The following is a 23,383-nucleotide window of genomic DNA, read 5'->3' on the forward strand; positions in this document are numbered from 1 at the left end:
GTCGGAGCGGGTAGGCCCTATACCACTTCCCGTCCTCCTGTGCGAACAACTTCTGCTATTCGGCGCAAACAGCTGAAAGCAGACGGTCGTTGGGGTTACTGTCAGTTTCGTGTTCGCTGCAGAACGTCGCCAATTGATCCTCGAAATGGTGCGAGCGAACGGGGCCGTGTCGCTCCGTGAGCTCGCCCGCGTCGTCCAGACCTCCGAAGTGACCGTACGGCGGGACGTGCGCGCACTGGAGGCAGAAGGACTCCTCGACCGCCGGCACGGCGGTGCGGTACTGCCGGGCGGGTTCACGCGGGAGTCCGGCTTTCCGCAGAAGTCACATCTCGCGACCGCCGAGAAGACGGCCATCGCCGACCTCGCCGCCAACTTCGTGGAAGAGGGCGAGGCCATCGTGGTCGGGGCGGGTACCACCACTCAGGAGCTGGCCCGCCGGCTCGCCCGGATCCCCGGGCTGACCGTCGTCACCAACTCCCTGCTGGTCGCCCAGGCGTTGGCCCATGCCAACCGCGTGGAGGTCGTGATGACCGGCGGCACCCTGCGCGGCTCCAACTACGCCCTCGTGGGCAGCGGCGCCGAGCAGTCACTGCAGGGGCTCAGGGTGTCCCGTGCGTTCCTGTCCGGGAGCGGGCTCACCGCCGAGCGCGGGCTGTCCACGTCCAACATGCTGTCGGCGTCCGTGGACCGGGCGCTGGTACAGGCGGCCGCGGAGGTCGTCGTGCTCGCCGATCACACCAAGCTCGGTACGGACACGATGTTCCAGACCGTGCCTACGGATGTGATCACCCGGCTGGTGACCGATGAGCCGCCGGTGCATGACGACCGGGCCGCCACCGAGTTGCAGGCGCTCGCCGATCAGGGCGTGCAGATCGCCGTGGCCGGGGCCTCGGGGAATTCGGGCGGTGATTCAGTCCCCCCGCGCCAGGCGCGCCGGGACGTGGCCCTGCCGGGGCCGCGGCGCGGGCAGCCGGGGTCCGGCCTTCGGACGGCGGCGATGCTTGATCCCTCCGGGGGGGAGCGGGAACGGGCTCGGGTGGCGAATTTGCGGCGGCGTTGAGGTCGCCTGTTCGCCGTAGGGGTTCGTGTGGTCGGGCGGCTGCGGCTGGTTTGTGGTTGCTCGCGCAGTTCCCCGCGCCCCTTAAAAGCCGATGCCCTCACGTGGCTTTCAAGCCCCGCAGGGTGAGGGTCAGCAAGCGGTCTGCCAGCTGGGGGTCTGACGGGGACTCCTCTGCCGCCAGTGCTATGGCGTTGGTGAGTTGGAGGAGGTCGGTGATGGTGACGTCCTCGCGGACCTTGGCTGCCTGCTGCGCCCGCTTCAGCAGGGCGGCGCCCGCCTCGTGCATCGGGGTGCTGCAGCTGGCCAGGGCCGAGGTGGTGTCGGAGGTCACGGACATGAGGGCCAGGGCCAGGCCGCGGTACTCGCCGGCGTGGGTGATGATCTCGCGCAGCCAGGTCACCAGGGCCGTGCACGGCTCGGGGGCGTTCAGGAGTTCGTGGGAGCGGTCCAGCAGATCGCTCACCGCTTCCTCGAAGACGGCGCTCAACAAGGCGTGACGGTTGGGGAAGTGGCGGTACAGGGTGCCGATGCCGACGCCCGCGCGCCGGGCCACGTCCTCCAGGGACGCGTCCGTGCCGTGCGTGGCGAAGGCGGCGCGGGCCTCGGTGAGCAGCCGCTCGTAGTTGCGGCGGGCGTCGGCACGCATGACGCGCGGGGGCGTCGGCGTCACCTCTGTGCCGCCGTTCGCCGCGATCCCCGCCGCCGTCGTGCCCACCAAGCCTCCCGCCTGCCCTCGCGCGCGCCCCCGTCTGCCTCCAGCATGCCATCGAGGGCGCGCGAGCGGACGCTGCCCGAGCACTGAGTCCGCCTGCTCGGAGGACGGGGCAACGGGCAATGAACGAGGCGCCCGGCGGACTGAACTGCTCCAGTCCGGCGGGCGCCTCGGGATGTCGTAGAAACGACGGTGCTACGTCAGTCCTTGATCTCGCAGATCGGGGCGCCGGAGCTGACGGACGCGCCGACGTCGGCGGACAGGCCCTTGATGGTGCCGGACTTGTGGGCGTTCAGCGGCTGTTCCATCTTCATCGCCTCCAGGACGACGACCAGGTCGCCCTCCTTGACCTCCTGGCCCTCCTCGACGGCGACCTTGACGATCGTGCCCTGCATCGGCGAGGCGAGCGTGTCGCCCGAGGCCACCGGGCCGGACTTCTTGGCGGCGCGGCGCTTCGGCTTGGCGCCGGCCGCGAGGCCGGTGCGGGCCAGGGACATGCCCAGCGAGGACGGCAGGGAGACCTCCAGGCGCTTGCCTCCGACCTCGACCACGATCGTCTCGCGGTCCAAGTCCTCCTCGGCCTCCGCCTCGGCAGGGGCGGCGAACGCGGGGATCTCGTTGACGAACTCGGTCTCGATCCAGCGGGTGTGGACCGTGAACGGCTCGGCGGAGCCGGTGAGTTCGGGGGCGAACGCCGGGTCCTTGACCACCGCACGGTGGAACGGGATCGCCGTCGCCATGCCCTCGACCTGGAACTCCTCCAGGGCGCGGGCCGCGCGCTGCAGGGCCTGCTCGCGGGTGGCGCCGGTGACGATCAGCTTGGCGAGCAGGGAGTCCCAGGCCGGGCCGATGACCGAGCCGGACTCGACGCCCGCGTCCAGGCGCACGCCCGGGCCGGACGGCGGGGCGAAGGTGGTGACGGTGCCGGGGGCGGGGAGGAAGTTGCGGCCCGGGTCCTCGCCGTTGATGCGGAACTCGAAGGAATGGCCGCGCAGCTCGGGGTCGCCGTAGCCGAGTTCCTCGCCGTCGGCGATACGGAACATCTCGCGGACCAGGTCGATGCCGGCGACCTCCTCGGTGACCGGGTGCTCGACCTGGAGGCGGGTGTTGACCTCCAGGAAGGAGATCGTCCCGTCGAGGCCGACGAGGAACTCCACGGTGCCCGCGCCGACGTAGCCGGCCTCCTTGAGGATGGCCTTGGAGGACGAGTACAGCTCGGCGACCTGCGCCTCGGACAGGAACGGCGCCGGGGCCTCCTCGACCAGCTTCTGGTGGCGGCGCTGCAGCGAGCAGTCACGGGTGGAGACGACGACCACGTTGCCGTGCTGGTCGGCCAGGCACTGGGTCTCCACGTGCCGGGGCTTGTCCAGGTAGCGCTCGACGAAGCACTCGCCGCGGCCGAAGGCGGCCACGGCCTCACGGACCGCGGAATCGTAGAGCTCGGGCACCTCTTCGAGGGTGCGGGCGACCTTCAGACCGCGCCCGCCACCGCCGAAGGCGGCCTTGATGGCGATCGGCAGACCGTGCTCCTCGGCGAAGGCGACGACCTCCTCCGCACCCGAGACCGGGTCGGGGGTGCCCGCGACGAGGGGGGCGCCGGCGCGCTGGGCGATGTGCCGGGCGGCCACCTTGTCGCCCAGGTCGCGGATGGCCTGCGGGGGCGGACCGATCCAGATCAGCCCGGCGTCCAGGACGGCCTGCGCGAAGTCGGCGTTCTCGGAGAGGAAGCCGTATCCGGGGTGGACGGCGTCCGCGCCGGACTCGCGCGCCGCGTTCAGGATCTTGTCGATCACCAGGTAACTGGTCGCCGGGGTGTCACCGCCCAGGGCGAACGCCTCGTCCGCGGCGCGGACATGCAGAGCGTCGCGGTCCGGGTCCGCGTAGACGGCCACGCTCGCGATCCCGGCATCCCGACAGGCCCGGGCCACGCGGACAGCGATTTCGCCACGGTTGGCGATGAGCACCTTGCGCACGATTGAGGCTCCCTCCTTGAAACAAGCCGAGTTTAGGGACTGGCTACACGGCACTACGACCCGTCCCCAGTGGTGAGCTTGCCCACACGGAGCGTGATGCGAGGCATGCTCGACCCGCGAAATCCCTTGTCGCACCTCGGTACGCAGGACTCCTCCCGGAAACCCTAGCTCTCCCATGTGGTCAAGGTCTCTGTGAGAGCGTGCTGCGGGCCACTCGGTTTCTTTGTGGAGTCCCTACGAATGGCCCAACGAATCTTTGCCGCCCGCAGAACCCTTGTCCCGGGGTTTACCCGTTAGTAGCGTTCGCGATGTCTCGTACGTACTCGAGGTAGCAGCAGCCTTGGCCGACCCGCTCGGGCGGCAGTCGAAAGTGGGTGGGGCCCGGTGGTGCGCAGACCGGTGGCGTGGGTCGTGGCGGTCGTGCTCTTCGTGGAGGCGTTCGGCATCGCGGCGCTGAACTGGTTCCTGGGGATCGTCGTCGACCGGCAGGACATGTCGCTGGCCGGCCTCGACCCCGATGTGATGTCCGCGTCCTCGAAGATCGGCGGCGTCGTCTTCGGCCTCTACTTCGCCCTGTGCGGCCTGGTCGCGCTCCTCGTGGCGATCCGCAACCGCCCGCCGGCCGGCTTCGGACGCATCCTGCTGATCAGCGCCGCGGTCGTGCACGGGCTGCTGGGTGCCTTCGTGTGGGGGCTGGTGGGCTGGACCGCGTTCCTGTTCATGGTGGTCGTGCTCGCCCTCATCGTGCTGCTCCTGATGACGTACGACAGCCCGGCCGAACCCACCGACACGGTCCCGCCCGCGGCACCCGGCCCCGAGAGCGACGGTGGCGGCAAGGGCGGAGAAGGATCCCCCGTCAGCTCTCCGCCGGCGCCCACAACTCCGTGATGCCGACGCCCAGCCGGGCGAGGAGTCGGCGGACGAGGGGGAGACTGATGCCGATCACATTGCCGTGGTCGCCGTCGATGCCCTCGATGAACGGCGCGCTGCGGCCGTCGAGCGTGAACGCCCCCGCGACGTGGAGGGGTTCGCCGGAGGCGACGTAGGCGGCGATCTCCTCGTCCGAGGGGTCGCCGAAGCGGACGACGGTGGAGGCGGTGCCGGACGCGTACCGCTTGGCCGCCGTGTCCCAGACACAGTGCCCCGTCTGCAGGATGCCCGTCCTGCCGCGCATCGACTTCCAGCGGGCCGTGGCCTCCTCGGCGTCCGCGGGCTTGCCCAGGGCCTCGCCGTCCAGCACCAGCACGGAGTCGCAGCCGATCACCAGGGCGCCGTGCGCCTCCGGCCTGGCGGCGACGACGGAAGCCTTGGCCTCCGCGAGGGCGAGGGCGAGTTCGGACGGGGTGGGGGCGGTCACGGCGTCCTCGTCCACGCCACTGACGATCACCTCCGGTGTGAGACCTGCCTGGCGCAGGAGGTTCAGCCGGGCGGGGGACTGGGAGGCGAGGATGAGGCGGCGGCGGGGCGCGTCTGTCATGCGGTCAGCGTAGCCGCGCGGTGCCACGCGGCGGAGCCGCACCTCGATGCGACGGTGGGGTCACCTCAGGCCGATCACGACCATTGCCAGGATCATGGCCAACGCCATGAGGAGGCCGAGCCGCCGCAACATCTCCTGCATGTCGCGGAGTTCTTTGGGGGGCTCGTTCTCAGGGTCGGACCACAGCATGCCACCAGCGTGGGGCTTGGGCGGGGGGCGGTGCCTGAGTACGCGTACTCAAGTTCGGCCCGCAGACGTTGTCGTTCGTCTGCGGGCCGGCGGGGGCTTGTCACGCCCACGCGGCGGAGCCGCATATCGATGCAGTCCCGCGCCCCTGGAGGTCCTTACCCCGGCCAGTACGTGCGGGTCCACGACGTCGGACCCGGCTGGGGGAGCCGGTGGGACGCGATCCTGGCCGGGTCGGACCAGGAGTCCCTGTCTCGTGTTGCGCCCGGCGGGACGGAGGCTTCCGCCGCGGCGCGGGCTCGGACCACCGCCAGGGCGGCGGCCAGCTCCTCCGGGGTCGGGTTGCCCCGTACGACCTTGATCGTCATGGCGGCTCCTAGAGGGGGATGTTGCCGTGCTTCTTCGGAGGCAGGGATTCCCGCTTGGTGCGCAGCTGACGCAGGCCGCGTACGACGTGCCGGCGGGTGTCGGACGGCATGATCACCGAGTCGATGTAGCCGCGCTCGGCCGCGATGTAGGGGTTGAGGAGGGCGTCCTCGTACTCCTGGATCAGACGGGCGCGGGTCGCCTCCAGGTCGCCGTTCGCCTCGGCCTCCGCGATGGTGCGGCGGTGCAGGATGTTGACCGCGCCCTGGGCGCCCATGACGGCGATCTGGGCGGTCGGCCAGGCGAGGTTGATGTCCGCGCCGAGGTGCTTGGAGCCCATGACGTCGTAGGCGCCGCCGAAGGCCTTGCGGGTGATCACCGTGATCAGCGGGACGGTCGCCTCGGCGTAGGCGTAGATCAGCTTGGCGCCGCGGCGGATGATGCCGGTGTGCTCCTGGTCGACGCCGGGCAGGAAGCCCGGCACGTCGACGAAGGTGATGACCGGGATGTTGAAGGCGTCGCAAGTGCGTACGAAGCGCGCCGCCTTCTCGCTCGCGTCGATGTCGAGGCAACCCGCGAACTGCATCGGCTGGTTGGCGACGATGCCGACCGGGTGGCCCTCCACGCGCCCGAACCCGGTGAGGATGTTCGGCGCGAACAGCGGCTGCGTCTCGAAGAACTCGGCGTCGTCCAGGACGTGTTCGATCACCGTGTGCATGTCGTACGGCTGGTTCGCGCTGTCCGGCACGATCGCATCCAGCTCGAGGTCCTCGGCGGTGACCGCCAGGTCCGCCTCCTCCGGGAAGACCGGGGCCTCGGAGAGGTTGTTGGACGGCAGGTACGACAGCAGCTGCTTGACGTACTCGATGGCGTCCTTCTCGTCCCCGGCCATGTGGTGGGCCACGCCGGAGGCGGAGTTGTGGGTGCGGGCGCCGCCCAGCTCCTCGAAGCCGACGTCCTCGCCGGTGACCGTCTTGATGACGTCAGGGCCGGTGATGAACATGTGCGAGGTCTGGTCGACCATGACGGTGAAGTCGGTGATCGCGGGGGAGTAGACCGCGCCGCCGGCGCAGGGGCCGACGACCAGGCTGATCTGCGGGATGACACCGCTGGCGTGGGTGTTGCGGCGGAAGATCTCGCCGTACGCGCCGAGGGAGGCGACCCCCTCCTGGATGCGGGCGCCGCCGGAGTCGTTGATGCCGATGACCGGACAGCCGGTCTTCAGCGCGAAGTCCATGACCTTGACGATCTTCTGGCCGTAGACCTCGCCGAGGGCGCCGCCGAAGACGGTGAAGTCCTGGGAGAAGACCGCGACGGGGCGGCCGTCGACGGTGCCGTAACCGGTCACCACGCCGTCCCCGTACGGGCGGTTGTTCTCCAGGCCGAAGTTCGTCGACCGGTGCCGGGCGAACTCGTCCAGCTCCACGAAGGAGCCCTCGTCGAGGAGGAGCTCGATCCGCTCACGGGCCGTCAACTTGCCCTTGGCGTGCTGTTTTTCGACGGCGCGTGCGGAGCCGGCGTGCGTCGCTTCCTCGATACGACGCTGGAGATCCGCGAGCTTGCCCGCGGTGGTGTGGATATCGATCTCTTCCGGCTCGGACATCGGGATCGCGGCTCCCTGCCTGCTCAAAAGGGGGGACGGTTACTCATCCGTAGAGTAGTGGTGGCGCTACGAATCAGCAGTGCGGCGTTTCACACACCTAGGGTGGCTTGCATGACGCCGCGAGATGCTTCAGACGACAGCCGCTGGTCCGACCTGGACCGGCCTCCGCTCAACGCCGCCGCGTTGCGGCGCGGCCTCGTGCAGGAGGGCGGGCTGTGGCGCGAGGTGGAGGTGGTGCAGAGCACCGGCTCCACCAACTCCGACCTGGTCGCCCTGGCGGGCGCGGGCAAGGCGGGCGAGGGGCACGTCCTGGTCGCCGAGGAGCAGACCTCCGGGCGGGGCCGCCTGGACCGCCGGTGGACGGCACCGGCCCGTTCCGGCCTCTTCTTCTCCGTGCTGCTGAAACCGGCCGAGGTGCCGGTCGCCCGCTGGGGCTGGCTGCCGCTGCTCACCGGGGTCGCCGTGGCGACCGGGCTGTCCCGCTCGGCGGGTGTGGACACGGCACTCAAGTGGCCCAACGACCTGCTTGTTTCCATCGGCGGCGAGGAACGCAAGGCCGGCGGCATCCTCGCCGAGCGGGCCGGGGACGACGGGGTCGTCATCGGGGTCGGCATCAACGTCACGCTGCGGGAGGGCGAGCTGCCGGTGCCGCAGGCGGGCTCGCTGGCCCTCGCCGGGGCGGTGAGCACTGACCGCGACCCCCTGCTCAGGGCCATGCTGCGGTCCCTGGAGGAGTGGTACGGGCGCTGGCGCGACGCGGGCGGCGATCCGTCGGTCAGCGGCTTGCAGGAGACGTACGCGGCGGGCTGCGCGACCCTGGGCAGGACGGTGCGGGCGGAGCTGCCGGGCGACCGTTCGATCACCGGGGAGGCGGTGGCGGTGGACGGCGACGGAAGGCTGGTGATCGCCACGGAGGACGGGGTGCAGGAACCAGTGGGTGCGGGAGACGTCGTTCACTTGCGACCGGCTCAGGGGTGACCACCCCTGCCGACCCCAGAACGGAGTGAGCTACCGCACACCTGCCGTACAGTTGAGGCCGGTCGATACCTGACCGTGGCAGATCGGAAGGGCAGCAGGCGTGACCGTCGACGACACGGGCTCCGGCACGGGCGCGGACGGCCGGGTGGACCCCCACGCCGCCGATCCCGGCGAGGACCCGCTCGCCCTGCGTCTCGAGCACCTGATCCTCGGCGCGGAGCGGCGCTACACCCCCTTTCAGGCGGCCCGCAGCGCGGGCGTCTCGGTGGAGCTGGCCACCCGCTTCTGGCGGGCCATGGGCTTCGCCGACATCGGGCAGGCCAAGGCGCTCACCGAGGCCGACGTACTCGCGCTGCGCCGGCTGTCCGGTCTCGTCGAGGCGGGGCTGCTGAGCGAGGCGATGGCCGTGCAGGTGGCCCGGTCCACCGGGCAGACCACGGCCCGGCTGGCGGAGTGGCAGATCGACTCCTTCCTGGAAGGTCTCACCGAGCCCCCGGAACCCGGGATGACGCGCACCGAGGTCACGTACCCGATCGTCGAACTGCTCCTGCCCGAGCTGGAGGAGTTCCTCGTCTACGTCTGGCGGCGCCAGCTCGCCGCCTCCGCCGGGCGGGTCGTGCAGGCCGCCGACGACGAGGAGATGGTCGACCGGCGCCTGGCCGTCGGCTTCGCGGACCTGGTCGGCTTCACCCGGCTGACCCGCCGGATGGAGGAGGAGGAACTCGGCGAGCTCGTCGAGGCCTTCGAGACCACCGCCGCCGACCTGGTCGCCGCGCACGGCGGCCGGCTCGTCAAGACGCTGGGCGACGAGGTGCTCTACGCGGCCGACGACGCCGGGATCGCCGCCGAGATCGCGCTGCGTCTCATAGAGACCATGGCGAACGACGAGACGATGCCCGAGCTGCGCGTCGGCATCGCCTTCGGCACGGTGACCACTCGTATGGGCGATGTCTTCGGTACGACGGTGAACCTCGCCTCCCGGCTGACGTCGATAGCCCCGCGCGACGCCGTCCTGGTCGACGCCGACTTCGCCCAGGAGCTGATCCGCACCGGCGAGGCACCGGCCTCCGAGGCCGAGGCGGCTGCCGCGGCGGAGAAGGAGGGGGAGGAGCCTCCGGTGTACCGGTTTGCTCTGCAGCCGATGTGGCAGCGGCCGGTGCGGGGGCTTGGTGTCGTGGAGCCGTGGTTGCTCACGCGGAGGGGTTGAGCACGCCGCCGGGTGAGCCTGATTGCGGCTCCGCCGCGGGGGCTCTTTTCGGCTGCGGGTGCGTTGTGGCTGGTCGCTAAGTTCCCCGCGCTCCTTTGGGGCGCTCCTCAGCCGGCGTCGGGGTGGTCAACGCACAGGCCGATGACCGGTACGCACAGGCCGGACTCGCGCGGCTGAGGGGTCGGCGGGGGCGTCGTCCGGGCGGGTGTCGGAGTCGGGTGCGGGGCGGGAGCCTGTGTCGCCGACGGCTGGTGAGTGGTCCTGGGTGCCGGGCTGTTCGGTGTGACCGGGATGGTTGTGGTGACCGGAGTGGGCGCCAGGCTCGGTGACGGGGGCGCCGTTTGCATCGGTACGAGGGTGGAAGGCACCGTCGGGGTCGTGGTCGCCCCGCCCATTGCGTAGGTCGCCGACGGGCTCACCCGGGGTGCGGCCTCGACGGCGGCCACGGCCTTGCTCGACTGGTCGGTGCCCGGGTCCTGGCCGGGGTCCGCCTCCGTGGTGCCGAGGCCGGCGCTTCCCGGATCCGGTGCCATTCGTACGAGGCTCAGGGCGCCCGCGGCCAGGGCCAGACCGCTGACGGCGAACAGCAGTTTGCGGGGGCGGGGCCTGCGATGGCGGCCGCGCCTCATCGATGTCTCCACCGTCACCGTCATCATGTGCCCTCCCCCTTTGCGCCCGCGCTCCCCTGTGCGCCGTGGCGGACGCACCGTATGCGCTCCCGTGGGCGGTGTGGCGGGAGTTGGGCGGGATGTCACCCGAACGGGGACAGCACAACGAAACCCTGCAATGATCGGGCCGAAGGTTGTTAACCCGCGTTAACCGGAGGGTGTCATGGGCGAGGAGCGGTTCGGGGAGTTCGTGGTGGTGCGGCGACACGACGACGGGGGTGCCGGGGACGTCGGGCATGTCGCGGAACTCGTCCTCGACCGGCCCAAGGCCATGAACGCGGTGTCCAGCGAGATGGCGCGCTCGATCGCCGCGGCCTGCGCGGCACTCGCCGCGGACCGTGACGTACGGGTGGTCGTGGTGACGTCCACGCACGAGCGGGCGTTCTGTGTCGGGGCCGACCTCAAGGAGCGGAACTCCTTCACCGACGCCGATCTGCTCAGGCAGCGGCCGGTCGCGCGGGCCGCCTACACCGGGGTCCTGGAGCTGCCGGTGCCGACGATCGCGGCGGTGCACGGGTTCGCCCTGGGCGGCGGCTTCGAGCTGGCGCTGTCGTGCGACCTGATCGTGGCCGACCGTACGGCCGTGGTGGGGCTGCCGGAGGTGTCCGTGGGCGTCATCCCGGGCGGCGGCGGGACCCAGCTGCTGCCGCGGCGGGTGGGGGCCGCGCGGGCGGCCGAGCTCATCTTCACCGCACGGCGTCTGCAGGCCGCGGAGGCGCGGGAGTTGGGGCTCGTGGACGAGCTGGTGGAGGAGGGACGCGACCGCGAGGCGGCGCTGGATCTGGCCGCACGCATCGCCGCGAACTCCCCGGTCGGCCTGCGGGCCGCCAAGCGCGCACTGCGCCTCGGGCACGGGCTCGACCTGCGGGCCGGGCTGGAGGTCGAGGACGCGGCATGGCGGTCGGTGGCCTTCTCGGGGGACCGGGCGGAGGGGGTGGCGGCGTTCAACGAGAAGCGGCGGCCCAATTGGCCGGGTGAGTGAAGCCGGCCTGTCCGGCGTTCGAGGGCGAGGCCGTTCAGGCCGATACGGGGGTCCGGGGCGGAGCCCCGGCAGGTCACCCCACCGCCGCACCAATGTCCCGAAACCCTCAAAACCTACCTAACCTGGAGTAATGGGTGAGGACAAACGGCTCGCAGCGGTCGTCGCGCTGGCGCAGGGCATGGCCGCGGCCCACGGCTCGCGCGAGGCGTGGCGGGCGGCGGCGGCCGGGGGGTGCCGTGCGCTCGGCGGGAGCTTCGCCGCCCTGTCGGTGTGGGAGCGGGAGCTCGGCCGGCTGCGGGTCCTCGCGAACGTGGGGGAGCGGGCCGAGGGGGAGGAGGAGTTCCCGGAGGACGAGTCCTACCCCGTGCACCAGTTCCCCGAGATCACCGAGTTCCTGCACGAGCGGTGGGCCGGCGGCGGCGAGCCCGACGCCTGGGTCGAGACGGCGCAGGGGCCAGCGGCGGGCGGCCGCCCCGGATACCTCCACCAGCGCGTCGCCGCCCTGCGCCGCCGGGGCCGCGGGTGCTGTGTCGTCGCCCCGATCGTGCTGCACGGGCGCGCGTGGGGCGAGCTCTATGTGGCCCGCCCTGCCGGTGCTCCCGTCTTCGACCGGGGCGACGCCGACTTCGCGACCGTTCTGGCCGCCGTCGTCGCCGCCGGGATCGCGCAGGCCGAGCGGCTGGAGGAGGTGAGGCGGCTCGCCTACACCGACGCCCTCACCGGTCTCGCCAACCGCCGTGCCGTCGATGCGAAGCTGGACGAGGCAGTTGAGCGGCACCGCGCCGACGGCACGGTCGTCAGCCTCGTCGTCTGCGACCTCAACGGCCTCAAGCGCGTCAACGACACCCAGGGGCACGCCGTCGGCGACCGCCTCCTGGAGCGTTTCGGCTCCGTCCTCTCCCTGTGCGGCGCGATGCTCCCCGGCACGCTCGCCGCCCGCCTCGGCGGCGACGAGTTCTGTCTGCTCTCCGTCGGACCGCCCGCCGACGAGGCCGTGAAGGCGGCTGACGAACTCTGCCGCCGCGCCGCCGAGTTGGAGCTCGGTGACGGGGTCGCCTGCGGGGTCGCTTCCACTGAGGACCCCATCGGGCCCGTGCGGTCGGCCCGGCGGTTGTTCCGGCTGGCGGACGCGGCCCAGTACCGGGCGAAGGCGCTCCGCTCGGGTGGGCCGGTGGTGGCGGGGCGGGAGGGTCCCGACGATCCGGTCGTACGGCTGGCCGACGAGCCTTCGCCTCAGGTGCCGGCCGAGCGACGGCGGTTCCGGGGGCGGCCGGAGTGACGTGCCGGGGGCTCCGCCTCCAGGGCCCCCGTATCGGCCTGAACGGCCTCGTCCTCAAACTCCCCCACTCTCGGCTTCGCTCGAGCGGGGGGACCCCCACGACGGGCTGAGATTCGCCGACCGGCGGTGTAAGGGGTCTACTGGCGACCCGGTAGTGACATCTTCGTCTTCACTGCGTACGCTCCTGAATATGGATATGCACACTGTGGTGGTGGGGACGTCCGGGGTGACCGGGTCCGACGTTCTTGCCGTGGCGCGCGGCGGTGCCCGGGTCGAGCTCTCCGCGGAGGCGGTGGCGGCCCTGGCCGCCGCCCGGGCGATCGTGGATGCCCTGGCCGCCAAGCCCGAGCCCGTCTACGGCGTCAGCACCGGCTTCGGCGCCCTGGCGACCCGGCACATCAGCCCGGAACTCCGCGCTCAGCTGCAGCGCAACATCGTCCGCTCGCACGCCGCCGGCCTCGGGCCGCGGGTGGAGCGGGAAGTCGTACGGGCCCTGATGTTCCTGCGGCTGAAGACCGTCTGCTCGGGGCACACGGGCGTGCGCCCCGAGGTCGCGCAGACCATGGCCGACGTGCTCAACGCCGGGATCACCCCGGTCGTCCACGAGTACGGCTCCCTCGGCTGCTCCGGCGACCTCGCGCCCCTGTCCCACTGCGCCCTCACGCTCATGGGCGAGGGGGAGGCGGAAGGACCGGACGGAGCCGTGCGCCCTGCCGGTGAGCTCCTTGCAGAGCACGGGATCGCCCCCGTCGAACTGCGGGAGAAGGAGGGCCTCGCCCTTCTCAACGGCACCGACGGCATGCTCGGCATGCTGGTCATGGCCCTCGCCGACCTGGAAGCCCTCTACAAGTCCGCCGACATCACGGCCGCCCTGTCCCTTGAGGCGCTGCTCGGGACGGACAAGGTGCTCGCCCCCGAGCTGCACGCCGTCCGCCCGCACCCGGGGCAGGGTGCCTCCGCCGCCAACATGCTGGCCGTGCTGAAGGGTTCGGAGCTCACCGGGCACCACCAGGACGACGCGCCGCGCGTCCAGGACGCCTACTCGGTGCGCTGCGCCCCGCAGGTCGCCGGCGCCGGACGGGACACCATGGCGCACGCCCGGCTCGTCGCCGAGCGCGAGCTGGCGTCGGCCGTTGACAACCCGATCGTCCTGCCCGACGGGCGCGTCGAGTCCAACGGCAACTTCCACGGCGCACCGGTGGCGTACGTCCTCGACTTCCTCGCCATCGCCGCCGCGGACCTGGCGTCGATCGCCGAGCGGCGCACCGACCGGCTGCTCGACAAGAACCGCAGCCACGGCCTGCCGCCGTTCCTGGCCGACGACGCGGGTGTCGACTCGGGGCTGATGATCGCCCAGTACACGCAGGCCGCGCTGGTCAGCGAGATGAAGCGGCTGGCGGTGCCGGCGTCCGCGGACTCGATCCCCTCCTCCGCCATGCAGGAGGACCACGTCTCCATGGGCTGGTCGGCCGCCCGCAAGCTGCGTACGGCCGTAGACAACCTCACGCGTGTGGTCGCCATCGAGCTGTACGCCGCCACCCGCGCGATAGAACTGCGCGAGGGCCTGGACCCGGCGCCCGCCTCGCAGGCCGCCATAGCGGCAGCCCGTGCGGCGGGGGTCCAGGGCCCCGGTCCGGACCGGTTCCTCGCGCCCGACCTGGCCGCCGCGGACGCGTTCGTGCGCGAGGGCCATCTGGTCGCCGCGGTGGAGCGCGTGACGGGACCGCTCGCCTGACCGCTCCGGTAGGTACGAGGGCCGCCGCCGTCTCTCCCCGGCGGCCCTCCCCGCACGTCAGCTCCGGGCGAGCTTGGCCGCCTGTGCCTTGACGATCTCGGCGGGGACGCGGTACTTGTCCTGCTTGCCGGCCAGGGCCGCCAGGCTGATCGAGTAGTAGGTGGCGACCGTGGAGCCGTGCCGCACCACCTCGCCGTGCACCGTCGTCGTGTCGCCGTCGGCCTTGCCGGTCACGGCGAACGCCACCGACTCGTCACCGCTGCCGGAGGACTTCTCCTCGGCGACCTTCGTGAACTTCTGGGTGTCCTGGCCCTTGGCGGAGACCGTGAAGCCGTTCGCGCAGCCGCTCACCGCGTCCGGCACGGACCTCATCGTGTCCTGGGCGCCCCGGCCGTCGTACGAGGACAGCGAGACGATCGTCAACTTCGACTCCAGGACGTCCTGGAGGCCGTTCATCGCGGCGTCGAGGCCCTTGTCCGAGGTGCCTGTCGGCGTGGGCCTGTCGCTCTTCTCCGTGGCCATCCGGTTGACGTAGGCGCTCGTGTCGCCCGGCGCGAACCCCGTGAGGACGTAGGCGAGCGGTGCACTCCCCCACCCTCGAACTCACTCGAGCGGGGGGACCCCCACCGCGTCGGCCACCTTCACCTGGTCCTTGGACGCGGCCAACTTGCCGCCGGTGTCCGCCGACCTGACGTCGTAGCCGTCGAGGTCCGCCCCGCTGATGACGAGCTTCTTCAGCTCGGCCGCGCTGAGCGCCTTCGCGGCCGCCGCCGACGAGGAGGACGAGTCCTTGGAGCCGGAGCCCTTGGAGTTGTCCGAACTCCCGCCGCAACCCGTGATGAGGGCGAGCGACAGCACGCTCACGGCAGCCGTGGCGCCCGCGCGCACCCTCGATGATCTCTTCATGCGCGGACTATGAAGGTGACGTCAAGTAAGCGTCAAGGAAATTCAAAAACCGAGGCGCTCCCGGCGCATCGAATACGCCACGAATCCGGCGCCGATCCCGAGGAAGACGGTGCCGCCGACGACGTAGGGAGTGGTGTCGGGGCTTCCCGTGTCGGCGAGTTGGGTCTGGGTGCCGGAGCTGTCCGTGGTCTCCGAGACGGCCCGCGCCTGCGCTGTGACCTGCGCGGCCGGGGCCGACGACGACGCTGTTCTCGCCGGTTCTTCCCCGGTTGCCTTGGCGGAGGGAACGAACCACAGGGCGCACAGGACGGTGCCTGCGGCGGTGGCGGTCAGCAACGGACGTCGAGCGGATGACACGGAATATCGATCCCCTTGTGGCGCTGGCGAATTGGCCGTGTGGGGCGATGTTAGTGAAAGGCGCGGGTCACAGGAAAGTCACGGGAGCCCCGGGCCTTACGCTCCGGGCATGAACAATGAAGAGACATCACGTTTTGTCCGCCTTCGAGTGGAACTCGTCCTCGAAATCCAGGACCCCGGCGAACTGACCAAGGCGGCGCTGCGACGTCTCGCCGCCGACACCGACATGCCGGCCGACGAGCGGGCGCACGCCGAGGATGCTGTGACGGAAGACACGGCGGAGGCTCTGGCTTCTCTCGTCGACCCGTTCGACCTGGTGAGCGGGGTGCCGGGGGTCGACCTCGCGCAGGCCTCCTGGTCGAGCGAGCCCATCGACTACGACCCCGATTCGCCGGATTGGGACCTGGACGAGGATGATGTGGACGAAGACGACGAAGACGAGGGGGCCGACGGCGTCTCCTGAGCGGCTTGGGAAAACGTGACCCCGGGTGGCAATCGCCGTCCGGGGTTTCTTCGTCTCCGAGGTGGCGTGCCCCACACCTACGGGATATGTGGAACGGGACGTACCGGCCGTAGCGTTGAAGTTCGTTGACGGGGACTCTCGGGGCTTTTTGGGGATACGGCAACAATGGAGAAGCGTGTGATGACGAACAGTAAGCGGCGCAGGGGCCTGACGGTCGCGTCCGCACTGCTCGGCGGGGTTCTGGTGCTCTCGGCCTGTTCCGGCGGCGGTGGCGGCGGCGACGCCTCCGGCAGCAAGGGCAAGGACACCTCGCAGGCCAAGGCCGACGAGGCGGCGGCCCAGAAGGCGTCCGAGGCCGACATCAAGATCACGCCGAAGGACGGCTCCGACAACGCCTCCATCAACAACTCCGCGGCCGTCACCGTCAGCAAGGGCACGCTCACGAGCGTGACCATGACGACCGAGAGCGGCACCGCCGTCGCCGGATCGCTCTCCGCCGACAAGACCAGCTGGAAGCCGAACGCCCAGCTGGAGCGCTCGACCACCTACAAGGTCGCGGCGGTGGCGAAGGACTCCGCCGGTCGCATCGCGCACGAGAACGCCTCGTTCACCACGGTCGCCCCGGCCAACAGCTTCATAGGCACCTTCACGCCGGACGACGGCAGCACCGTCGGCGTGGGCATGCCGGTGTCGATCAACTTCGACAAGGCGATCACCAACAAGGCCGCGGTCCAGAAGGGCATCACGGTCTCCTCCAGCAGCGGCCAGGAGGTCGTCGGACACTGGTTCGGCGCCAACCGCCTCGACTTCCGCCCCGAGAACTACTGGAAGGAGAACTCCACCGTCACGCTGAAGCTCGCGCTCGACGGTGTCCAGGGTGCCTCCGGTGTCTACGGTGTGCAGCAGAAGACGGTCACCTTCCACATCGGCCGCAACCAGGTCTCGTACGTCGACGCCAAGACCAAGCAGATGAAGGTCACGCAGGACGGCAAGGTCATCAAGACCATCCCGATCTCGGCCGGTTCGCCGGAGCACACGACGTACAACGGCATCATGGTGATGTCCGAGAAGTACAAGCAGACGCGTATGAACGGCACGACCGTCGGCTTCACGGACAACGACGGCAAGGCCGAGTACGACATCAAGGACGTGCCGCACGCCATCCGCCTCACCAACTCCGGCACCTTCCTGCACGGCAACTACTGGGGCGCGAAGTCCATCTTCGGCTCGGTGAACACCAGCCACGGCTGCGTGGGCCTGTCCGACACCAAGGGCGCCAACGACACCAGCACGCCGGGCTACTGGATGTACAGCCACTCGATCGTCGGTGACGTCGTGGTCGTCTCCAACACCGGCGACAAGACCGTCCAGCCGGACAACGGCCTCAACGGCTGGAACCTGAGCTGGGCGGACTGGAAGGCCGGTTCGGCCGTCTGACCCACTGTCGGTTCACAGCTTCCCGATGCCGCCCCCAGGGGCGGCATCGGTGTTCCCCGGCCCCTGTACGGCCTTCTCATGCATCTCTTATCAGGGCCTTATCGAGTCATCACGGGGCGTCCCTAGCTTGCGGCGCATGTTCTTCACCTACCTGAGGCGCGAACTGCGCCGCCGCAGAAAGGCGGCCCTCGTCGTCGCCTCCGGTCTTGCCCTCGGCATAGCGCTCGTCATCGTGGTCAGCTCCGTGTCGTCCGGCATGGGCAAGGCGCAGGACAAGGTCCTCCAGTCGCTGTACGGGCTGGGCACGGACATGACGGTCACCAAGGCGGCGACGCCGACGGCGAGCAACTCCCGGCGTCCGCGCTTCCAGTTCGACGCGCGGGGCAACGGCGACGACTCGACGCAGAGCAGCGACCGGGTCATGGTGCAGGGCTTCACGACCCTGGCCGCCTCGACCGTCACCGAGGTCGGGCACCAGAAGGGCGTCTCGTCCGCGGTGGGCGGGCTCAGCCTCAACGTGGTGAAGGTCAACGGCCAGTTCACCCGCGGGCAGTTCCAGCAGAACCAGAACTCGGCGGGCGGCCGGGGCAGCCGCGGCGCGGGCGGCGGCGCCGGGCAGCCCCAGGGCGAGGTGCGGGGCGGCGGCGCCGACTTCGACATCAACCAGTACACGGTGTACGGCACCGACGTCACGAAGACGGCGCTCGGCCCGCTGACCTCGTCGAAGATCACCAGCGGCCGTACCTTCAGGACGACCGAGACGAACGCCGAGGTCGTCGTGGCGGACTCCGCCTACGCCAAGGAGAAGAAGTACAAGGTCGGTTCGACCGTCACCATCAAGAGCGTCAAGTTCACGGTGATCGGCATCGCGACTGCGGACAGCGGTGACGCGGCGGCCAACCTGTACATCCCGCTGCAGCAGGCGCAGGCGCTGGCCGGCGAGAAGAACAAGATCACCACGGTCTACGTCAAGGCGACCGACTCCCAGCAGATCGACTCGGTCAAGTCGGCCATCCAGAAGAACGTCTCGGGTACGACGGTCACCACGTCGACCGACCTTGCGAAGACGGTGTCCGGGTCGCTGTCCACGGCGTCGTCCCTGGCCACGAATGTCGGCAAGTGGCTGTCGATCGCCGTGCTGGCGGCTGCGTTCCTGGTGGCGGGGCTGTTGACGTCCTCTGCCGTTTCACGGCGGGTGCGGGAGTTCGGCACGCTGAAGGCTCTGGGGTGGAAGTCGGGCCGGGTGACCCGGCAGGTCGTCGGCGAAGCCATGGTCAACGGGCTGTTGGGCGGGGCGCTGGGGATCGGGCTGGGGCTTGCGGGGGCATACGCCGTGACCAGCGTCAGCCCCACGCTGCAGGCGCAGTTGGGGGGCGGCGGCACGGGAGGGTTCGGTGGCCCCGGGGGCGGCTTCGGTGGGCCCGGGCGGCAGGCGGCGAAGACGCTGGAGGTTGCGCTGACGGCGCCGGTGAGCGTGACGACGATCGTGCTGGCGGTGGTTCTTGCGGTGGCCGGCGGTCTGATCGCCGGCGCCTTTGGCGGCTGGCGGGCCTCGCGACTCCGTCCGGCGGATGCGCTGAGGCGCGTCGAGTAGCTGATGCCGGCTGAGGCTCGGGGGTGGGCTTCGCTCGCCGCTGCGCCCACCCGTGCCGCCCCAGCGGCACGACTGCCCGCAGCTGGGGCGGCTTTTTGGGGGCGCGGGGAACTGCGCGATCAGCCCCCACCCACCCGCAGCCGACAACGACACGCACCACCCCCGAACCCCACCCAGGAGTCACCTCATGTACGAGCTCAGAAACCTCACCAAGCGCTACACCCGAGGCAAGAACACCGTCCACGCCCTCGACGGAGTCGACCTCTCCATCGCCGACGGCGACCGCCTGGTCATCCAGGGCCCCACCGGCGGCGGCAAGTCCACCCTCCTCCAGATGCTCGGCGGTCTCGACCGCCCCACCTCCGGTGAAGTCGTCCTGGACGGCACCGACCTGGCCGGGCTCTCCGAGGCCAAGCTCACAACCGTCCGCAGCGAGAACATCGGCTTCGTCTTCCAGTCCTTCAACCTCATCCCCACCCTCACCGCCCAGGAGAACGTCGAGACCGCCCTCGTACCCCTCGGGGTGAAGGTGAAGGAGCGGCGCGAGCGGGCCGCCGAGGCGCTGACCTCGGTCGGTCTCGGCGAGCGGCTGGGACACCTGCCCGGCGAGATGTCCGGAGGACAGCAGCAGCGCGTCGCCATAGCCAGAGCACTCGTCAAGCAGCCGAAGGTGCTGCTCGCCGACGAACCCACCGGAAATCTCGACGAGTCGATGCGCGACGAGATCATGGAGGTGCTGGTGCGCATGTGGAAGGAGCTCGGCTTGACCTTCATCATGGTCACCCACGACTCCGCGATCGCGAAGAAGGCCCCACGGCTGGCGACGATCCGCAAGGGCAAGCTCACCGTCAAGGAGAACGCGGGCGCGTAACTGCGCGGAAAGACAACGGCTTCGGGACCGCGCGCAACAGTCCCCAGGGCCGCCTCTTACCTTCCTCTCAACTGTTGAGCTGCCTGATCACCCCCCGGCATACTGCGTATCCCGGGGGGCGTACGCGTTCATGTGTGCGGGACTGCCCCCGGCCGGGTGACAGGGGAAAACGCCCGGTACTTCATCTCCAGGGGGAGACTTGCGCAGACAAGTGAAAAGAGCGTGCGCGGCCACGGTTGCCACGGGGGCCGCCGTGGCGCTTGCGGCGGGCATGACCAGTCCGGCGTCCGCGAAGCCGGAGCAGTCGACGGCTGCTCCGCAGACTCAGCTCACGTCCAAGCACCGCATCACCCTGATCACCGGCGACCGCGTGGTCGTCGACTCCAAGGGCCGGGTCGTCGGCCTGGAGCGGGCGAAGGGGCGCGATCACATACCCGTCCAGTTCCGCAAGGCCGGCGGGCACACGCTCGTCGTACCGGCGGACGCGGCCCGGCTGGTCGCCACCGGCAAGCTGGACCAGCGGCTGTTCGACATCACCGAGCTCAACAAGTCCGCGACCCGCAAGTCCCAGGCCAAGGGCCTGAAGGTCATCGTCGGCTACCAGGGCGCGGCGACCGCCGCGAAGGCCGACGTCCGTGACGCGGGCACCCTCCGCAGGACCCTCAAGTCCCTGAATGCGGACGCCGTTCAGACCCCGCAGAAGGAAACTCCCGAACTCTGGGACGCCGTCACCAACGGCGGCAGGGCCGCCTCGGGCATCGCGCACGTCTGGCTCGACGGCACCCGCACGGCCGGCCTCGACAAGTCCGTCCCGCAGATCGGCGCACCGAAGGCATGGGCCGCCGGCTACGACGGCAAGGGCGTCAAGATCGCCGTACTGGACACCGGTGTCGACGCGACCCACCCGGACCTGGCGACCCAGGTCATCGAGTCCAAGAACTTCTCCACCGCCGCCGACGCCACCGACCACTTCGGTCACGGCACGCACGTCGCGTCGATCGCGGCGGGCACCGGCGCCAAGTCGGGCGGCAAGTACAAGGGTGTCGCGCCCGGCGCGAAGATCCTCAACGGCAAGGTCCTCGACGACACCGGCGCGGGTGACGACTCCGGCATCCTCGCCGGCATGGAGTGGGCCGCCGAGCAGGGCGCCGACGTCGTGAACCTGAGCCTCGGCGGCCAGGACGCGCCCGGCATCGACCCGCTCGAGGCCGAGGTCAACAAGCTGTCCGAGCAGAAGGGCATCCTCTTCGCGATCGCCGCGGGCAACTCCGGCCCCGAGTCGGTCGGTTCGCCCGGCAGCGCCGAGGACGCCCTCACCGTCGGCGCGGTCGACGGCAACGACAAACTGGCCGACTTCTCCTCGACCGGCCCGACCGTCGACGGCGCCATCAAGCCGGACGTCACCGCGCCCGGCGTGGACATCACGGCGGCCGCGGCCAAGGGCAGCGTCATCGACCAGGAGGTCGGCGAGAACCCGCCCGGCTATCTGACCCTTTCGGGTACCTCGATGGCGACCCCGCATGTGGCGGGCGCGGCGGCGATCCTGAAGCAGGAGCACCCGGACTGGAAGTTCTCGGAGCTCAAGGGTGCGCTGACCGGCTCCGCGAAGGGCGGCAAGTACTCGGCGTTCCAGCAGGGCGCGGGCCGTATCGCCGTCGACAGGGCCATCAAGCAGACGGTGATCGCCGACCCGGCGTCGGTGAGCTTCGGTGTGCAGCAGTGGCCGCACACCGACGACAAGCCGGTCACCAAGCAGCTGACGTACCGCAACCTCGGTACCAAGGACGTCACGCTCAACCTGTCCGCCGCTGCCACGAACCCCAAGGGACAGGCGGCCCCTGCGGGCTTCTTCAAGCTCGGCGCGACGAAGCTGACCGTCCCGGCGGGCGGCAAGGCCTCCGTCAACCTGACGGTCAACACCAAGCTGGGCGGCACGCTGGACGGCGCGTACTCGGCGTACGTGACGGCGACGGGCGGCGGCCAGACCGTGCGGACCGCGGCCGGTGTGCAGCGCGAGATCCAGTCGTACAGCGTGACGTTCAAGCACATCGGAGGTGACGGGCAGTCGACCGGGAACTACAACGACCTCCTGACCGGCTACACGGGCCTGGCTCAGGGCCGCAGCTACCCGGTGACCGTCTCGGACTCCGGTACGACCACGATGCGCCTGCCCAAGGGCGACTACCTGCTGGACGCCTGGATCGCGAAGGACTTCGTGAACTTCGAGGGGGGCCTCGACTGGCTGGTCCAGCCGAAGCTGAGCGTCATCAGGAACACCACGGTGACGATCGACGCCCGTAGGACGAAGGCGGCCGACATCACGGTGCCGGACGCGGGGGCCAAGCCGCAGCTCGCGAAGATCAGCTACGACTACGGCCCCGCGGGCGGCCTCGGCTTCGACGCGAAGTCCTTCGCCGACATACGCATGGCTCCGCTCGGCGGCGAGGTCCCGGGCCTGCACCAGACCTGGAACGGCCAGTGGACCAAGGGCGACGACGCCGAGTACGACGTGGCCACCACCGCCGAGGTCAAGAAGATCCAGGGCGACAAGGTCCGCCACTTCAAGGCGGGCGAGCTCGCCACGGTGAAGAACAACCTCGGTTCGGGAGCCCCCGGCAAGACGGGTGTCCTGCAGCCCATCGGGTTCTTCCCCGAGAACGCCGTCTTCGCGGGCGGCATCGAGCAGAAGCTGCCGGGAGCACGCACGCTGTATCTGTCGACCTCCGACAAGATCCAGTGGACGTGGGACTTCCTTCAGATCAAGGGCCATGACGCGAACGGCATCCCGATCCCGGAGGCGTCCGCCACGCTCGGCAACCCGCAGACCTTCAAGGCGGGCCGGAAGTACACGAAGACCTTCAACACGGCGGTCTTCGGCCCGCATCTGAACAAGGACTTCGGGCTCTTCCGCGAGGGCAACAGCATCTACGGCTCCCTGCCGCTGTTCACCGACGGGGCGGGGCACGCCGGCTCCTCGGACCTCACCGCGGTCGCCACGACCCTCTACCGCAACGGCACCAAGGTCGGCTCCAACGACGACCCGCTCTTCGGAAACAAGGAGTTCAAGGTCCCGTCCGGCGAGGCCGAGTACAAGCTGACGACGTCCGTGAAGCGCAGCGTCCTGGTCGCCGAGGCCTCGACCCGCATCGACGCGAGCTGGACGTTCCGCTCGAAGAAGACGTCCGACGTGGCCACCCTGCCCGCGTCCACGGTCCGCTTCAACGCGGCCACCGGCCTGGACAACAAGGTGGAGGCCGGCAAGACGGTCACGATCCCGGTCACCGTCGAGGGCGCCGCCAAGGGCGGCAACCTCAAGTCGCTGTCGGTGTACGTGTCGTACGACTACGGCCGGACCTGGACGAAGCTCGATGTCGTGGGCGGAAAGATCAAGGTGAAGAACCCGGAGAAGGGGAAGGCCATCTCCTTCCACGCCAAGATCACCGACAAGCAGAACAACAGGTCGACGATCTCGATCTACAACGCGTACTACGCCAAGTGAGCCGCAGGTTCGCTGAGCGCTGAGCAATCC

At 70.3% G+C, this 23,383-nt stretch carries 22 protein-coding genes; 12 read left to right on the forward strand and 10 right to left on the reverse strand.

Annotated features, from left to right (window positions below):
• The first annotated feature begins 109 nt into the window (after positions 1-109).
• Positions 110-1,060: a DeoR/GlpR family DNA-binding transcription regulator gene (locus tag AB0N07_RS25380; RefSeq protein ID WP_365838727.1), complete on the forward strand. Its 951-nt coding sequence runs from the start codon at positions 110-112 to the stop codon at positions 1,058-1,060.
• 97 nt (positions 1,061-1,157) lie between these two features.
• On the opposite strand, the gene AB0N07_RS25385 is transcribed toward AB0N07_RS25380, so the two are convergent.
• Complete coding sequence (locus AB0N07_RS25385) at positions 1,158-1,706, reverse strand: helix-turn-helix domain-containing protein (protein ID WP_365838767.1); 549 nt, start codon at positions 1,704-1,706, stop codon at positions 1,158-1,160.
• Positions 1,707-1,972: 266 nt separating this feature from the next.
• Positions 1,973-3,745, reverse strand: a complete 1,773-nt coding sequence (locus tag AB0N07_RS25390; protein WP_365838729.1) for a biotin carboxylase N-terminal domain-containing protein — start codon at positions 3,743-3,745, stop codon at positions 1,973-1,975.
• A gap of 384 nt (positions 3,746-4,129) precedes the next feature.
• Here AB0N07_RS25390 and AB0N07_RS25395 point away from each other — a divergent pair, with 384 nt between their 5' ends.
• Positions 4,130-4,633 carry a hypothetical protein gene (locus tag AB0N07_RS25395; RefSeq protein WP_365838731.1) on the forward strand — a complete coding sequence of 168 codons (504 nt, stop codon included), beginning with the start codon at positions 4,130-4,132 and terminating at the stop codon, positions 4,631-4,633.
• Here the strand turns inward: AB0N07_RS25395 and AB0N07_RS25400 are convergent.
• From AB0N07_RS25400 to AB0N07_RS25415, 4 genes are all read right to left on the reverse strand, one after another.
• Positions 4,602-5,222 (reverse strand): nucleoside triphosphate pyrophosphatase, encoded by a 621-nt coding sequence (locus AB0N07_RS25400; protein ID WP_365838733.1) that lies wholly within the window; start codon positions 5,220-5,222, stop codon positions 4,602-4,604. The two genes, AB0N07_RS25395 and AB0N07_RS25400, sit on opposite strands and share 32 nt — an antisense overlap.
• Before the next feature lie 60 nt (positions 5,223-5,282).
• Positions 5,283-5,411, reverse strand: coding sequence for a hypothetical protein (locus tag AB0N07_RS25405; protein WP_344404440.1), 129 nt, complete (start codon positions 5,409-5,411; stop codon positions 5,283-5,285).
• A 155-nt stretch (positions 5,412-5,566) separates the two neighbouring features.
• Positions 5,567-5,776 (reverse strand): acyl-CoA carboxylase subunit epsilon, encoded by a 210-nt coding sequence (locus AB0N07_RS25410; protein ID WP_365838736.1) that lies wholly within the window; start codon positions 5,774-5,776, stop codon positions 5,567-5,569.
• Positions 5,777-5,784: 8 nt separating this feature from the next.
• Positions 5,785-7,377, reverse strand: coding sequence for an acyl-CoA carboxylase subunit beta (locus AB0N07_RS25415; protein ID WP_365838738.1), 1,593 nt, complete (start codon positions 7,375-7,377; stop codon positions 5,785-5,787).
• Between the two features lie 111 nt (positions 7,378-7,488).
• Between AB0N07_RS25415 and AB0N07_RS25420 the strand changes: the two genes are divergently transcribed.
• Positions 7,489-8,355, forward strand: coding sequence for a biotin--[acetyl-CoA-carboxylase] ligase (locus tag AB0N07_RS25420; protein WP_365838740.1), 867 nt, complete (start codon positions 7,489-7,491; stop codon positions 8,353-8,355).
• A 100-nt stretch (positions 8,356-8,455) separates the two neighbouring features.
• The gene (locus AB0N07_RS25425; protein WP_365838742.1) at positions 8,456-9,562 is read left to right on the forward strand and encodes an adenylate/guanylate cyclase domain-containing protein; all 1,107 of its coding nucleotides are present in this window, start codon (positions 8,456-8,458) and stop codon (positions 9,560-9,562) included.
• A gap of 107 nt (positions 9,563-9,669) precedes the next feature.
• On the opposite strand, the gene AB0N07_RS25430 is transcribed toward AB0N07_RS25425, so the two are convergent.
• Positions 9,670-10,218 (reverse strand): hypothetical protein, encoded by a 549-nt coding sequence (locus AB0N07_RS25430; RefSeq protein ID WP_365838744.1) that lies wholly within the window; start codon positions 10,216-10,218, stop codon positions 9,670-9,672.
• Positions 10,219-10,393: 175 nt separating this feature from the next.
• Between AB0N07_RS25430 and AB0N07_RS25435 the strand changes: the two genes are divergently transcribed.
• The 3 genes from AB0N07_RS25435 (at position 10,394) to hutH (ending at position 14,226) form a co-directional block, all read left to right on the forward strand.
• Positions 10,394-11,212: an enoyl-CoA hydratase-related protein gene (locus AB0N07_RS25435; protein WP_365838745.1), complete on the forward strand. Its 819-nt coding sequence runs from the start codon at positions 10,394-10,396 to the stop codon at positions 11,210-11,212.
• A 130-nt stretch (positions 11,213-11,342) separates the two neighbouring features.
• Positions 11,343-12,491 (forward strand): GGDEF domain-containing protein, encoded by a 1,149-nt coding sequence (locus AB0N07_RS25440; protein WP_365838746.1) that lies wholly within the window; start codon positions 11,343-11,345, stop codon positions 12,489-12,491.
• Positions 12,492-12,687: 196 nt separating this feature from the next.
• Positions 12,688-14,226, forward strand: coding sequence for a histidine ammonia-lyase (gene hutH, locus AB0N07_RS25445; protein WP_365838769.1), 1,539 nt, complete (start codon positions 12,688-12,690; stop codon positions 14,224-14,226).
• 57 nt (positions 14,227-14,283) lie between these two features.
• Here hutH and AB0N07_RS25450 read toward each other — a convergent pair whose 3' ends face one another.
• The 3 genes from AB0N07_RS25450 to AB0N07_RS25460 all read right to left on the reverse strand — a co-directional run bounded on the left by AB0N07_RS25450 (position 14,284) and on the right by AB0N07_RS25460 (position 15,489).
• On the reverse strand, positions 14,284-14,748 hold the full coding sequence (locus tag AB0N07_RS25450) for a hypothetical protein (protein WP_365838747.1): 465 nt from the start codon (positions 14,746-14,748) through the stop codon (positions 14,284-14,286).
• Between the two features lie 81 nt (positions 14,749-14,829).
• Positions 14,830-15,132 (reverse strand): hypothetical protein, encoded by a 303-nt coding sequence (locus tag AB0N07_RS25455; protein WP_365838749.1) that lies wholly within the window; start codon positions 15,130-15,132, stop codon positions 14,830-14,832.
• Between the two features lie 42 nt (positions 15,133-15,174).
• Positions 15,175-15,489, reverse strand: a complete 315-nt coding sequence (locus AB0N07_RS25460) for an LAETG motif-containing sortase-dependent surface protein (RefSeq protein ID WP_365838751.1) — start codon at positions 15,487-15,489, stop codon at positions 15,175-15,177.
• Between the two features lie 109 nt (positions 15,490-15,598).
• Here AB0N07_RS25460 and AB0N07_RS25465 point away from each other — a divergent pair, with 109 nt between their 5' ends.
• The 5 genes from AB0N07_RS25465 (at position 15,599) to AB0N07_RS25485 (ending at position 23,353) form a co-directional block, all read left to right on the forward strand.
• The gene (locus AB0N07_RS25465; RefSeq protein ID WP_365838753.1) at positions 15,599-15,952 is read left to right on the forward strand and encodes a hypothetical protein; all 354 of its coding nucleotides are present in this window, start codon (positions 15,599-15,601) and stop codon (positions 15,950-15,952) included.
• 165 nt (positions 15,953-16,117) lie between these two features.
• Positions 16,118-17,389, forward strand: a complete 1,272-nt coding sequence (locus AB0N07_RS25470) for an Ig-like domain-containing protein (protein WP_365838755.1) — start codon at positions 16,118-16,120, stop codon at positions 17,387-17,389.
• A 136-nt stretch (positions 17,390-17,525) separates the two neighbouring features.
• Entirely contained in the window at positions 17,526-18,983 is a 1,458-nt protein-coding gene (locus AB0N07_RS25475) for an ABC transporter permease (RefSeq protein ID WP_365838757.1), read from the forward strand.
• A 187-nt stretch (positions 18,984-19,170) separates the two neighbouring features.
• Positions 19,171-19,854, forward strand: coding sequence for an ABC transporter ATP-binding protein (locus tag AB0N07_RS25480; RefSeq protein ID WP_365838759.1), 684 nt, complete (start codon positions 19,171-19,173; stop codon positions 19,852-19,854).
• 271 nt (positions 19,855-20,125) lie between these two features.
• Complete coding sequence (locus tag AB0N07_RS25485; RefSeq protein WP_365838771.1) at positions 20,126-23,353, forward strand: S8 family peptidase; 3,228 nt, start codon at positions 20,126-20,128, stop codon at positions 23,351-23,353.
• The last annotated feature ends 30 nt before the right edge of the window (positions 23,354-23,383 follow it).

The organism is Streptomyces sp. NPDC051172, assembly GCF_040682555.1.
In the GTDB taxonomy this organism is placed as follows: Bacteria; Actinomycetota; Actinomycetes; order Streptomycetales; family Streptomycetaceae; genus Streptomyces.

Coding starts and splice junctions, on each gene's coding strand:
- AB0N07_RS25385 (WP_365838767.1), bottom strand. CDS start 1,706: ATGCGTGCCGACGCCCGCCGCAACTACGAGCGGCTGCTCACCGAGGCC.
- AB0N07_RS25400 (WP_365838733.1), bottom strand. CDS start 5,222: ATGACAGACGCGCCCCGCCGCCGCCTCATCCTCGCCTCCCAGTCCCCC.
- AB0N07_RS25405 (WP_344404440.1), bottom strand. CDS start 5,411: ATGCTGTGGTCCGACCCTGAGAACGAGCCCCCCAAAGAACTCCGCGAC.
- AB0N07_RS25410 (WP_365838736.1), bottom strand. CDS start 5,776: ATGACGATCAAGGTCGTACGGGGCAACCCGACCCCGGAGGAGCTGGCC.
- AB0N07_RS25415 (WP_365838738.1), bottom strand. CDS start 7,377: ATGTCCGAGCCGGAAGAGATCGATATCCACACCACCGCGGGCAAGCTC.
- AB0N07_RS25420 (WP_365838740.1), top strand. CDS start 7,489: ATGACGCCGCGAGATGCTTCAGACGACAGCCGCTGGTCCGACCTGGAC.
- AB0N07_RS25430 (WP_365838744.1), bottom strand. CDS start 10,218: ATGATGACGGTGACGGTGGAGACATCGATGAGGCGCGGCCGCCATCGC.
- AB0N07_RS25435 (WP_365838745.1), top strand. CDS start 10,394: ATGGGCGAGGAGCGGTTCGGGGAGTTCGTGGTGGTGCGGCGACACGAC.
- AB0N07_RS25440 (WP_365838746.1), top strand. CDS start 11,343: ATGGGTGAGGACAAACGGCTCGCAGCGGTCGTCGCGCTGGCGCAGGGC.
- hutH (WP_365838769.1), top strand. CDS start 12,688: ATGCACACTGTGGTGGTGGGGACGTCCGGGGTGACCGGGTCCGACGTT.
- AB0N07_RS25450 (WP_365838747.1), bottom strand. CDS start 14,748: ATGGCCACGGAGAAGAGCGACAGGCCCACGCCGACAGGCACCTCGGAC.
- AB0N07_RS25455 (WP_365838749.1), bottom strand. CDS start 15,132: ATGAAGAGATCATCGAGGGTGCGCGCGGGCGCCACGGCTGCCGTGAGC.
- AB0N07_RS25465 (WP_365838753.1), top strand. CDS start 15,599: ATGAACAATGAAGAGACATCACGTTTTGTCCGCCTTCGAGTGGAACTC.
- AB0N07_RS25470 (WP_365838755.1), top strand. CDS start 16,118: ATGGAGAAGCGTGTGATGACGAACAGTAAGCGGCGCAGGGGCCTGACG.
- AB0N07_RS25475 (WP_365838757.1), top strand. CDS start 17,526: ATGTTCTTCACCTACCTGAGGCGCGAACTGCGCCGCCGCAGAAAGGCG.
- AB0N07_RS25480 (WP_365838759.1), top strand. CDS start 19,171: ATGTACGAGCTCAGAAACCTCACCAAGCGCTACACCCGAGGCAAGAAC.
- AB0N07_RS25485 (WP_365838771.1), top strand. CDS start 20,126: ATGACCAGTCCGGCGTCCGCGAAGCCGGAGCAGTCGACGGCTGCTCCG.